The organism is Sphingomonas populi, from assembly GCF_004208535.1.
Taxonomy (GTDB): Bacteria; Pseudomonadota; Alphaproteobacteria; order Sphingomonadales; family Sphingomonadaceae; genus Sphingomonas; species Sphingomonas populi.
In genome coordinates this window covers 23,513-35,875 of record NZ_SGIS01000020.1, presented here as the reverse complement: position 1 = coordinate 35,875, position 12,363 = coordinate 23,513, and the positions used below count along the sequence as shown (strand labels likewise).

The window sequence follows — 12,363 nt, the reverse complement described above, 5'->3', positions numbered from 1 at the left end:
CAGCCCTTAGAACGACGTGATCACGGAGCGGGCGATCGCGCCATGCTTCAGATCCTCGTACGCTTCGTTGATCTCGCTGATGTTGACCTCGCGGGAGACAAGGTCGTCGAGGTTGAAGCGGCCCTGCAGATAAAGGTCCGCAAACATCGGGATGTCGCGCTTGATGTTGCTCGATCCCATGAAGACGCCTTTGAGATCGATCTGACGAATGATCACGTCGAGTCCCGCCAGAGGGAACGTCTGACCCGGGCGATGCAGCCCAATCAGATAGACCGAGCCGCCCGAGCGAACCATCTGGATCGCCTGCTCGGTAGTGGGCGCGAGCCCGATGACCTCAAAGGCATGATCAGCGCCGCGCGGAAGGAGGGCCTTGACTGCGGCGACAGCGTCGCCGTCTCTGGCGTTGATGAAGTCGGTCGCCCCGAATTTGCGGGCGAGACCTTCTTTCTGGGGCTGGGTGTCGATCGCGATGATGCGATCGGCGCCGGCAAGCTTCGCGCCGGCGATGACATTGAGGCCGACCCCGCCGACCCCGATCACCACTGCGGTTTCCCCCGGTTTCAAATCTGCCGTATTGATCGCAGCGCCGGCGCCTGTGATCACGCCACATCCGAGGATCGATGCCTGGGGAAAGGGAACCGCATCGGGTATCTTCACGAGTTGGTTCTCGTGGACCAGCGTCTGCTCGGCGAAGGCAGCAGTGCCAAATCCGGTGTACACGGCCTGGCCATCGGACGTCCGGGTCAGTCGTTGCCCGTCTTCCGCCGGACGCATGGTCTCCTGCGGATTCTCGCACTGATAGGTGCGTCCCGAGAGGCACGATACGCAGTGGCCGCAAAACTGCACCAGCGATCCGACGACGTGATCGCCGACCTTGAGTTCGCGAACGTCGGGGCCGACCTGCTTGACCACGCCGGCGAGCTCGTGACCAAGGACCGCCGGGAGCGGCGTGCCGAAATCGGCTTCGGCGAGGTGAAGATCGGAGTGACACAGGCCACAGGCTTTGACCTCGACCAGCACTTCGCGCCCTTTGGGCGAATCGATGCTGACGTCCTCGATCTCGAATCGGCCTTTGTTGGCGTTGAGGACCGCAGCTTTCATGTTCCAGGCTCCTGTGTCTTTTGGGCGCTCGGACGAGAGCGCCGGTCAGGGCCTTAGAATGCGGGAATATCGGCGAGCATCCATCCGTACGCCGGTATGGGGCGATGTGCAGGAGGTATGCGGTACGATCGGTGGGCGACCCCATACTGAAGTATGGGTCGGACCAACCCCTGTCCGCTGGTGTGCCCTGTATCGCGCAGTTAGGGTAAAACCGTAGCAGAGGTGTATAGGGAGGGCGGTCGTGCAAGCAGGAACGCAGGTCGCTCTACGAACGACGGAAGACAGGCCGGTGGACGCTTTACCTCTCGTGCTCGTGGTAGATGATGATCCGGATATCCGGGCGAGTCTGACCGACATGTTCAACTCGGTCGGCATGGACACGCTGGTGTTCGCCTCTACGGCTGAGCTTCTGAAGCATGACATGCCAGACAGGCCGAGCTGCCTCATTCTGGACCTTCGGCTGCCCGGATCAAGCGGGCTCGATCTTCAGGCGCGCCTGGCCGAGGACGGCGTCAACATCCCCATCATTTTCATCACTGGCTATGCCGACGTTCCGACGTCGGTGCGTGCGATGAAGGCTGGCGCTCTCGATTTTCTGCCCAAGCCGTTCCGCGAGCAGGAACTGCTCGATGCCGTTGCGGAGGCACTGCGGCACGACCGGCAGCGGCGCCTCAATGACAGCGAGCGCAACGAGGTGCGGGTGCTGGCCGAAAGCCTGACGCCGCGCGAGATGGACGTATTGCGTGGCGTTGCCCGCGGGCTGCTCAACAAGCAGATCGCCTATGAGTTGGGTATCACCGAAATCACCGTAAAAATGCATCGGTCGAGCGCCGGGCGCAAACTCAAATCTGTTTCGGTCGCCGATATGGTTCGCAAGGTCGAGTTGCTGTCAGGCAAGTCCGGGACCGCTGGAGGCGGAGCCGGCTGAAATCCTGCCAGGGCCGCGTCAGCGCCCGGAAGGCGTGCCCCTACCGTAAATAGGCACACCCTCCCACTTCGGGAAATCTTCGTCCAATTCACGGAGCTTCCTCGCCATGGTCCGAATGTGACGGGCGCGGCGGCGATGATCGTACCGAAGGTTTCCCCAAGAACATCCGTTGCGCGACAGGCCGTGATCAGCACCCCTTCATTGCTGTTGCTGAGGCGAGCCCGGCTATTCGGTTCGCGCCGCTCGGGCGCTGGCGCACGCGCCAGTCCGACCTTGCCCAAAGCTCACCTACGCATGGTATCCCATACCGTCGTACGTCTGTTCCCCGCCCTCGTCACCGGCATAGCGTCTTCGCCGAAGCGGAGAATGCCATGGTCAGCATGCGAGTGAACGATGAGATGACAGAGGTGGCGGTCGATGCCGACACGCCGCTGCTCTGGGTTCTTCGCGACCTGCTTGGCATGACGGGCACGAAATTCGGCTGCGGGATCGCCCAGTGCGGGGCCTGCACCGTGCATCTCGATGGGGTCGCGGTCCGTTCCTGCCGATTGCCGGTCGGCGAGGTTGGCGACCGCGCCGTTCGGACCATCGAAGGCGTCGGTTCCACTCCGGTGGGCGCACGGGTTCAGCAAGCGTGGCTCGATCTCGATGTGATCCAATGCGGCTATTGCCAGTCTGGCCAGATCATGGCCGCCGCCGCCCTGCTGGCTGCCAATCCCGAACCGGATGATGCGGATATCGATGCGGCCATGGCGGGAAATATCTGTCGCTGCGGAACCTACGTTCGTATCCGCGACGGCATCAAGCGGGCCGCCCAACATGGCTGACGCGGTCCTCTCCCGACGGCAAATCCTGCGTACCGGCGCACTCGGCGGTGCCGCGCTCTTTCTCGGCGTCAATCTTCGGTCAGCCGATGTGGCCCTCGCAGCGCCAGGCGATAACGCGACCTTCAAACCCGACGCCTTCATCCGTATCGCGTCCGACGGGCGGGCGACGTTGATCATGCCGCAGACCGAAATGGGTCAGGGAATCTACACCGGCCTCGCCATGCTCATCGCAGAGGAGCTCGATCTGCCGCTCGACGGGGTGGTGCTTGAGGCGGCACCGGCAAGCGACAAGCTCTATGGGAACCCGATTTTCAAGGTCCAGGCGACCGGCGGTTCGACGTCGATGATGGGCTATTGGATGCCGATGCGAAAGGTCGGAGCGAGTGCGCGCGCGATGCTCGTGGCGGCGGCGGCGCGACGCTGGCGCGTTGACCCGCAAAGTTGCCGTACCGAAGCGGGTGCAGTTCTCCACGATCCCAGCGGTCGGAGCCTGACCTACGGTGCGCTCGCGGGCGCGGCGATGCGCGAAACGCCGCCCACCGAGCCCGTTCTCAAGGATCCTTCGAAATTCCGCCTGATCGGTCACTCGCACCGCCGGCTCGATACGCCCGAGAAGACCAACGGCCGAGCCAGATACGGTATCGATGCGATGCCTGCAGGGGTTCGGTTCGCGACGCTCGCCTCTCCTCCCGTCTATGGCGGCAAAGTTTTGGCGATCGATGACTCGCAGGCGAAATCTCTGCCCGGCGTCCGACAGATTATCGTCTTGGACGATCTGGTCGCGGTTGTTGGCGATACCAGTTGGGCGGCAATGCGCGGCCTGGCGGCGATCGATATTCGCTGGGATGACGGCGCTTTTGCCAACGTTTCCACCGAGACGCTGTACAACGACCTGGAACAAGCAGGGCGTTCGGAGGGCGCGATCGTCGTCGATACCGGCGCGCGCGACAGCCTGATCGGTGATGGAGTGATCTCGGCGAGGTACGAGTTGCCGCTCCTCGCGCACGCGCCGATGGAGCCGATGAACTGCACCGTTCACATCACGCCGGGTCATTGCGAAGTCTGGGTCGGCACCCAGGTCATGACCATGACCCAGCGCGCCGCCGCTGAGGAAGCGGGCCTCACACCGGAACAGGTCACCGTCCACAACCATCTGATCGGCGGCGGCTTCGGTCGTCGCCTCGAGGTGGATGGCATTCGAAAGGCCGTCAGGATCGCGCGCCTTGTCGACGGGCCGGTAAAAGTCGTCTGGACGCGTGAGGAGGACATCGGGAAAGCGCCCTATCGCTCCGTCTATGGCGCCTGGATGAAAGCGAAGCTCGAGAACGGGAAGCCGGTTGCATGGTCGCACAAGGCGGTTGGGCCAACGGTGGTTGGTCGCTGGCTGCCGCCGGCGTTCAATGGCAAGATCGACAACGATGCCGTCGATGGCGCGGCTGAGACGCCGTATGACTTTCCATCGAGTTTTGTCACGTGGGTGCGCCACGAACCGCGCGGCGTGCAGACCGCGTTCTGGCGTGGCGTCGGGCCGAACCTTAATATCTTCGCCACCGAGAGTTTCGTGGACCGCGTTGCGCACGAGGCGAAACAGGATCCGCTTGCCTTTCGCCGCGTGTTGATCGGCAAACATCCCCGGGCACGGGCTGTGCTCGACATCGCGACTGAGAAAGCGGGTTGGGGCGGCGCGCTCCCACCGCGGTCGGGTCGTGGGATCAGCCTGCAGTTTGCCTTCGGGACGTACCTCTGCACGGTCGCTGAGGTCATCGTGGCGGACGATGGCGCGGTTTCCGTCACCCGCATGACGACTGCGGTGGACTGTGGAACGCCGGTAAATCCGGACGGTATCATCTCGCAAATTCAGGGGGGCCTGGTTTTTGGGCTCTCGGCAGCCCTCCACGGCCGCATCACGCTCGTCGCCGGTCGGGTTCAGCAGAGCAATTTCCATGATTACCGGGTCATGCGCATGGACGAGATGCCGCGGATCGAAGTGCATGTCGTGCGAAACGCCGAAGCGCCGGGCGGTATCGGCGAGCCCGGCACGGTTTCCGTGCAGGGGGCCGTCTGCAACGCCATCTATGCCGCGACGGGTGTCCAACTTATGCGCATGCCAATCGATCAGGCGCTGATCGCCAAGGATCTCCAGGCATGACACCGCGTCGGCGCAACTGGATGCTGCTCGGCGCGGCCGTGCTGATATTCGCTGTGGTCTTTGCCTGGCGGCTGCTTTTCCTTCCCTCCGCGCTTGCTTTCGCAGGCGGGCACCAAGTCGATCTCTCGCAGTATCAGGGCGCGAGCATCACTGGCGTCCCCGCGGAGCTGGCGAACGCCGATCCGGTGACCAACGGCAAGTATCTCGCCGAAGCGACGGACTGCGCAGCTTGCCACACTGCGAAGGGCGGCAAGCCCTTTGCGGGCGGGCGGCCCTTCAAACTCCCCTTCGGTACGATCTACACGCCAAATATCACGCCCGATCGCGAGACCGGTATCGGCGCCTGGACCAATGCGGAATTCTTGCGCGCCGTGCACAAAGGCATCGGCCGGGCTGGCGAGCGACTGTATCCGGCTTTTCCGTACGCATCCTACACCCTGCTGACCGATGCGGATGTGCTGGCCATTCGGGGCTATCTCAGCACGGTGCCGGCGGTTCGCCAGGAGAACATGCCCAACAGCTTCGGCTTCCCGTTCAATCAGCGTTGGCTGATGGCGATCTGGGGGACTTTCTTCAATCCGAACACGCGCTTCCGACCCGTCGCCGAGCGAAGCGCGCAATGGAATCGCGGCGCGTATCTGGTAGAAGCGGCTGGCCATTGCGGAGAATGCCACACCCCGCGCACGCTCATGCAGGCGATGAACACCCGTCGGAAGTTTGCAGGCGGGCAGGCCGAGGGCTGGAACGCCTACAATATCACCGGCGATCGTTTGAGCGGGATAGGCGCATGGTCGCCGACCGATCTGGCCTCGTACCTCGCCAAGGGCCATGCGCTTGGACGCGGTGTGGCATCCGGCCCAATGGCTGAAGCGGTCGCGCTGAGCACCAGCCGGATGACGCCGACCGATATCGCCGCGATGGTGACCTATCTGCGCACGATCCCACCGGTCAGCAGCAAGGCTTCGCCGGCGATGGCGGGACCAGCACCCGCAGTCGCAAGCGCCGGGCCCAGCGACAATCCCGGCGGGAAGCGACTCTTCGAAGGCGCATGCGCCAGTTGCCATGCCTGGAGTGGGCGCGGGGCGGTGACGCCGGATCAGCAACTGACCGGCAACCGGGCGGTGAACGATGCAAGTGCGGCTAACGTGGCCATGATGATTTTGAACGGCATCGGCTCGCCTGAGCACAGCGGTGCCTTCATGCCGAGCTTCCGCGCTGCTTACAGCGATGAGGAGATAGCTTCGGTCGCCAACTATGTGACGGCGCGCTTCGGCGCGAAGCCGTCGCGGGTCTCGGCCGCCGATGTCCGAAAGATGCGCGAAGAATAGCCGCGACCGCGGCTTCGCCAAACCAGGAGACGTCACATGCACATGATGGATTGGAACGGATACCGCGACCAGGTTCTCGCGGGGGTCGGCGCGATCGGTAAAATCTCGCCTGACACGACGCGCGGATATGCGACGCTGAGCAACGCCGGGGAAAAAACCGGCCATCTCGACAAGAAGACGCGCGAGCTGATCGCGGTCGCGTGTGCGGTGTCGCTGCGCTGTGACGGCTGCATCACCGTCCACACAAAAGCCGCGCGTGAAGCGGGTGCGAGCGAAGACGAACTGACCGAAGCCTTGGGGGTCGCGATCGCGTTGAACGCTGGCGCGGGCTTGGTTTATTCAACCCGCGCGATGGATGCCTTCGGGGCAGCAGCGGAAGCCTGATCGCGCCAAAGGGCAAGGTCTGGGTCAGAGAGCTTCATCTCGTGCCCGGACCTGCTCTTGCCCATGGCTCCGGGCTTCCAGTTCGGCGAGACAAAATCTGCTTGGTCGGACGCCATATCTGGGCGGATCACCTTGCCCATGGGGGCCTCGGAACTGTACCCGATCTCTGCTGCGATCCGCGCAATTAGATCAACGGCACCCCCCCGAGCACCATATCGCCCGCAGCCACTCAGAAGGCAGAGGCGTGCGTGAAAGAAGACAATGCGATGAATATAATCATCAATCGGGGCTTCCACTCACCGCTGTCTCGCGTTCAGAGTGTATTGGCATCTGCACCGTGCAGATTGTCATTGCCATCATCTTTCTGCGTATCGGAGCCCTGAAGTTCGTGCCGTTACGCAGGATATCGATGAAGACCGGTAGCGGCCTTCTGCATGCAGCCTGGCTACCGGCTGGTCGAAGGCTGGCCCGTACAGCACTAGCCGACCCTCTGCAGGCCGCGCTGTGCTGGTGCACTGGCGCCCGTGAGCTGCATCGTGAAGAGAAACACGCCGAGACCGATCGCAACCGCGACGAGCGAGGCTTCGGGACCGAAGCTCCCGCCACTTAGCCACAAGGGTGCGCCTGATCGGGGCACGCTTACGAGGAGGCTTCCGTCGCTTGCCATTCCGGAAACACGCGCGCCAAAGATCGCGCCCTGCGCAAAGTTCCAGCCCGCGTGCGCGCCGACCGAGATCCAGACGCGGCCGGTGAGCAGGTAAAATCCGGCGAACGTCAGGCCTGCCTCTACTGCTATCGCGATCGTCGAGGATACCGATGCTGCAGGATTGAAGAAATGGGCAGCGCCGAACAGCGCCGCAGATAGAATGAGCGCCGGCTTGACGCTAAAGGCGCTGACGAGGAGCCGAAAGATGACGAGGCGGGCGAGCAATTCCTCCAGCAGCCCGGTGCCCAGGGCTTCGCGAATGTCATGGGGCCAGTCCGTCCACCTGCCGGCCGAGATGTCATAGACGCCGACCAGCCAGAGAAGGCTGATCACCGCCGACATGATGGCGACACCGATGGCGATGCCGAGCCCTAACTCGGCGGGCAGAGCGGTGAGAGCCAGTTCGCTGACCGTGCGCCGCTCGCCCCAGCGGACCAGCATTCCGTATGCGCCATAGGCGAGAACGACCGTCACGAAGGCCATCATCAGGATCACGGTTGCATTCGATGTGAAGCTGCGGACGATCGACTGCAGCGACAATATTGCCACAAGGACCACCATCAGTGCGGCCAGCCACAGCAGGCTGCGCAATGGGCGCCATTTGCCCAGGAGCACACCGCTAGGCGCGGGCAGGTTCTGCCCGAGATCAGCGGCGCGACTAACCCGGTCTGCCGCCGGTGTCCGGCGCTCAGGAGCCCTTGGCATAGGTGAAGCCCACATGTTGCAGTTCAATGAGATAGGCGACGACACTCGGAACCAGCACGACCCCGGGGATCAGATTGTTGGTCAGATCCGCAGCGATCGCGTCGGGGGCACCCCCCTGTTTCGCGACGATGCCGCGCGCGATCGCGTGAATCGAATCATGGCAGGCGACCATCACGGCACCGCGCCGTTGCAGTGAGGCGATGTTGTTGTTCGCGGGACCGTAGAAGCCACCCAATTTCTGCCGGTCGTCGGAAGGGGAAACGCCGCTGGCCTCGCGCACGAAGACATTCTCCGCCGGCTTCCCGCCGATATTGGCAGCGAGACTGTATTTCACCCACAGGTCCTGGTTGAACAGTGCGAGATGGGCCGACCCATGCACGGCCGCGACAGCGAGGAAGTCAGGGTGACCATGAGCAAAGGCCTGCCCGTTCATCGCTTCGCGCATCAGGTTCAGCCATGGTGCGGCGACATCCGAGCTCTCCCAAACCTGCGTCCGGGTTCCCCGGTAGCCAAGCAGGAGCGCGGAGGCCTCATGATCCCAAAGTTCGGGCCTGTCGATCATGAAGGGCACTGTGGCGAAACTGCGCCTGCGAGGGGCTGCGGCGAGCTTTCTGGACAGCTCCGCGAGCATCGGGGCGCCGGGCGCCAACCCATCCGCGCCTGAGGCCAGATCTGCGGCCCACACCGTTTGAGGAACCGAGGCGAGTAGCGCAGCACCGCCAAGCAGGCCGAAGGTCCGCCGCCTGCTGATCGAGATATCATGCATAGAGCCAACCCCTCTCAATATGCGTAGACATTGGCGACATGCCGGGCGATGCCGTCCATAAAGCCGGTCATCATCTTGATCGTCGCTGGGGCCTTCACCTCATAACGGTCGGCGAGCGTGTCGAGATTGGGATAGCCGATCCAGGTGCGGCCTTGCGCGTCCTGCCAGACGAGCATCCGCAGAGGGAGGTCGAGGCCAATCGCCTGGTTTTCCAGCATGAGTTTGGTCCCGACCTTCGGGTTTCCGAAGGTGATGACGGTGGTCGGGCGAAGCTGCTGGCCGATGCCGCGTGCGTTCTCGGCGTGATCGACACTTGCGAATATCGGGACCTTCGCTGCCGCCAGGCTGCTCTTGATGCGGGCGATCGTATCCGCCGGATTGAACTTGCTTTCCTGGGCCACGATCTGGCGCTGGTCGACGTCCGGACCGGTCTCACCGCGATAGGCCGCCGCGATCTGCCGCGCGAGGACGGTCAGATCGACGCCTTCCTTGTTCGTCAGAAGCGTCACGCAGACCAATTCGTCTGACTCGGTAAAGCGGCTGAGATACGAACTGAAGCCGGGCGAATTGCCCTTCACCTCCATGAATCCGGGATGGTGGGTGAACTCCCATCCGATCATCGCCGGCACGACCGTCCCGTTGGCGAGCTTTGCCGGCATGTACACGACGTCCCGGTCGGCAGCGTCCTTGATCAGCGTCGATCCTGCGAGACCGATGTCCCATTTGCTGATGTCCTCCGCCGAAGACCACAGGTCACCGAACCCGAAGAGATTGGACGACGCTTCGGGTGCGACCGCGACCATATGCCCGTCGATGAACTGGTAGCCCGTCGCCGGCTCGACCGGGTTGATGAACGGAACTTCCGATTTGAAGTGCGAGTGCTGGTTGTCGTTCGGATGCGAGGCCGGTCGATCGATTTTCGCCGACTTCGCAAAATCGGAGGCGAACATCGTGCTCAGGAGGCCTTCGCGCTCGATCTGATTGACGCGAATATAGTCCCGGTACGGCATCCCGCTCGCATGCTCGACCGCGAGCGCCAGCAAAGTCGCGTCGGTGGCGCTCATCTGCACCCGGGTTCCACTCTTGAAGAGCAGCGGCGCCGAACGAACCAGATCGATCAGCTCGAGCGGCGCATAGCGCTTGGTGTTGTCCAGCTTGGGGCGATAGTCAGGAATGCCAGAGCTATGCTGCATCAGTTGAAGGATCGTGACCTTTTCCCAGGCCGCCGGCAGGCCCGCGACGTGCGTCGAGATCGGATCCGACAGGTTGAGCTTGCCGTCTTCCTTCAGTTGCATGACCGCGACGGCCGTGAATGCCTGGGTGATCGGACCGATGTTCCACATCGTCTTCGTCGACGCGAGTTCGTCGAACTCGAGGCTCGCTTTTCCATATCCGGACGAGCGCGGGATGTAGGGCGCCTGCACGATGGCGAGAGTCAGGCCGGGTAGATCGTTATCGGCAATGAAGGCTGCGATGAGAGCGTCGATCGTCTCGCCGTGCAGCGAGAGGTTCGGGGACCCGCGTTCGATCGGGAGATGGGGCACCGGCGCGGTCTGAGCCTGCACGCCGCCGCCTACGATCATCGCCGGAGCCGACACCAGCACCATCCTCTTCAACCAACCAGTCCGCGTCATTCTCAGGATCCTCCAAACTGCGAACGCGAAGGGGTCGCGTTACCGATTTCAGGAGTGGTTTTGCCGCTGCGGCGTGATCCCACCATTCGACGCAAGCGTGGAGCGGCCTGTACAACGGTAGGTGTTGGCCTCGACTTCGGGCGGCTCCGCGCACCCGTTTTGTGTTTAGAGTCAGGCCCGATTTCCGTCGTGCCGGCGGGACTGGGAAGCCGCCACTTGCTTAGGATCCAGCGGCGCCAACATGATGAGGAACAGGCCTGCGAGGATTTCGGCGATGTACCGGTCCTCGAGTCTCGGCATGACGAGGAGCTTAGTCCGCCCGTAGCCACATGACCTCGCCATTCTGGATGCGTGATGGCGGGCACCAGTCGGGCAATGCCGGATGGTAACCGCCAAAACCTTCGTCAGGCCGCAGCCGGGACGGGAATCGGGTTCTCGATCATCGCGCTGTTGAAGCCGTTGAACACCGCGTGCTCGTTCGCGCCGGGGTTGTCGCGGAAGGCCTTGATAGCATCGACGACGATCTCTTCGTCGTCGGTCGCCAGCTTCTCTATCGTCTCGGCGATAAAGGCATCCAGCGGCATGGCGCGCGGGTCACCGCTCTTGCCGACCAGATCGGTATCCACCCACGGCGGAGCGATCTCCTGGACGCGCACCGACGAGTTACGGAGCATGAAACGCTGCGACATCGTAAAGCTGTGAAGCGCGGCTTTGCTGGCCGAGTAGACCGCATTTCCGGCGAGCGGCACATAGGCCAGTACCGAGGTGTTGTTGATGATGACACTGCGCGGCTGTGCCTTCAGATGCTCGATCAGCGCCGAGGTCATCCGGATCGGGCCGAGGAGGTTCGTCGTCAGGATCTGCTGGCTGACGGCGTCTTCGATCGCGAGCGACGCATCGTCGAACGGCATGATGCCCGCATTGTTGACAAGCACGTTTAGCTTCGGGAACTTCGCGATCAGTTCGGCTGCGACCGCGTCGATGCTCGCGGGGTCGGTGATGTCGAGACGGATGCCGGCCATGCCGGGGTTTGCCGCAGTGACCTCGTCGATGAGCGCCTGGCGTCGGCCCGCGACGATTACCTGATTGCCCTTGGCATGGAACGCCTCGGCAAGCGCGCGGCCAATTCCCGATGTGGAACCGGTGATGAAGATGGTATTGTCGGTGAGTTGCATGATGTCTCTCTCAGTTTTGTAGTTGTGGTCGAAGAGCAGTCTGGTCAGGCCCACACGGGGCTCCCGTCTGTGCGGACCCAGTCGGTGGCCAATGGGGTGTACGGGTCGGCAGCGTCTTCCGAGATGAAGTCGCCGTCACGAGAATCGCATGCCGGCAATGGAGTAGCGGGCATTCAGGCAAGGCGCCGTCGGCGGGCTGGACCAGCGGATCGGTTCGACCCGACGGGACGAGCACGGGCGTCCGGGTGCTCTTGCCGAGTTCCTGTAGGATGGCCGATCGCTGGGGTAGGCGCGCACATAGGTTGCCGCCTCGACACATCGCCCACCGATCGAGTGCCTGAGACGGGCTTGAGGCAGCAGTGGACTGCAGATCGTCATCTCACACCTCAGCCGAACAACGGGTGCCGGGCCGGCGCGCTGCGCAGGGGGCGGATGCAGCGTCACAGGGGGCGTGTCTGAGCCGGCCCGGTCGCTGCAATTATGCCGTCGGGCGATATGCTCAGACAGACGTGCGCCGGTCTGGCGTCCCCCTACATTGGTAGGGGGAGAGGCGGCCAAAAGGGGCATTGTTGACGTAGTCCGTCGCAGCCTGGGAAGCACCTCGTCGTTGCGGTTCGCAGCGACCAAACCCTGATCGAAGCGCCGCGCGAGGCTGCTCTT

10 protein-coding genes are annotated in these 12,363 nt (G+C 63.1%); 5 read left to right on the top strand and 5 right to left on the bottom strand.

The window, feature by feature from the left end; genetic code table 11:
- Window positions 1-6: 6 nt before the first annotated feature.
- Window positions 7-1,101, bottom strand: coding sequence for a Zn-dependent alcohol dehydrogenase (locus tag EWE75_RS13775; RefSeq protein ID WP_130158431.1), 1,095 nt, complete (start codon window positions 1,099-1,101; stop codon window positions 7-9).
- 241 nt (window positions 1,102-1,342) lie between these two features.
- On the opposite strand from EWE75_RS13775, the gene EWE75_RS13770 reads away from it, so the two are divergent.
- The 5 genes from EWE75_RS13770 to EWE75_RS13750 all read left to right on the top strand — a co-directional run bounded on the left by EWE75_RS13770 (window position 1,343) and on the right by EWE75_RS13750 (window position 6,717).
- Window positions 1,343-2,029, top strand: a complete 687-nt coding sequence (locus tag EWE75_RS13770) for a response regulator transcription factor (protein ID WP_231708350.1) — start codon at window positions 1,343-1,345, stop codon at window positions 2,027-2,029.
- 371 nt (window positions 2,030-2,400) lie between these two features.
- On the top strand, window positions 2,401-2,856 hold the full coding sequence (locus EWE75_RS13765) for a (2Fe-2S)-binding protein (protein WP_130158429.1): 456 nt from the start codon (window positions 2,401-2,403) through the stop codon (window positions 2,854-2,856).
- The gene (locus EWE75_RS13760; protein WP_130158427.1) at window positions 2,849-5,005 is read left to right on the top strand and encodes a xanthine dehydrogenase family protein molybdopterin-binding subunit; all 2,157 of its coding nucleotides are present in this window, start codon (window positions 2,849-2,851) and stop codon (window positions 5,003-5,005) included. Before EWE75_RS13765 ends, EWE75_RS13760 begins: the two co-directional genes overlap by 8 nt.
- The gene (locus EWE75_RS13755) at window positions 5,002-6,333 is read left to right on the top strand and encodes a c-type cytochrome (protein ID WP_130158425.1); all 1,332 of its coding nucleotides are present in this window, start codon (window positions 5,002-5,004) and stop codon (window positions 6,331-6,333) included. Before EWE75_RS13760 ends, EWE75_RS13755 begins: the two co-directional genes overlap by 4 nt.
- A gap of 36 nt (window positions 6,334-6,369) precedes the next feature.
- Entirely contained in the window at window positions 6,370-6,717 is a 348-nt protein-coding gene (locus EWE75_RS13750; RefSeq protein WP_231708349.1) for a carboxymuconolactone decarboxylase family protein, read from the top strand.
- Between the two features lie 478 nt (window positions 6,718-7,195).
- On the opposite strand, the gene EWE75_RS13745 is transcribed toward EWE75_RS13750, so the two are convergent.
- From EWE75_RS13745 to EWE75_RS13730, 4 genes are all read right to left on the bottom strand, one after another.
- Complete coding sequence (locus EWE75_RS13745; RefSeq protein ID WP_165388382.1) at window positions 7,196-8,014, bottom strand: CPBP family intramembrane glutamic endopeptidase; 819 nt, start codon at window positions 8,012-8,014, stop codon at window positions 7,196-7,198.
- A 97-nt stretch (window positions 8,015-8,111) separates the two neighbouring features.
- On the bottom strand, window positions 8,112-8,894 hold the full coding sequence (gene tetH / locus EWE75_RS13740) for a thiosulfate dehydrogenase (protein WP_130158421.1): 783 nt from the start codon (window positions 8,892-8,894) through the stop codon (window positions 8,112-8,114).
- Between the two features lie 14 nt (window positions 8,895-8,908).
- Entirely contained in the window at window positions 8,909-10,501 is a 1,593-nt protein-coding gene (locus EWE75_RS13735) for a serine hydrolase (protein ID WP_165388381.1), read from the bottom strand.
- A gap of 431 nt (window positions 10,502-10,932) precedes the next feature.
- Complete coding sequence (locus EWE75_RS13730; RefSeq protein ID WP_231708348.1) at window positions 10,933-11,757, bottom strand: SDR family oxidoreductase; 825 nt, start codon at window positions 11,755-11,757, stop codon at window positions 10,933-10,935.
- Window positions 11,758-12,363 lie beyond the last annotated feature (606 nt).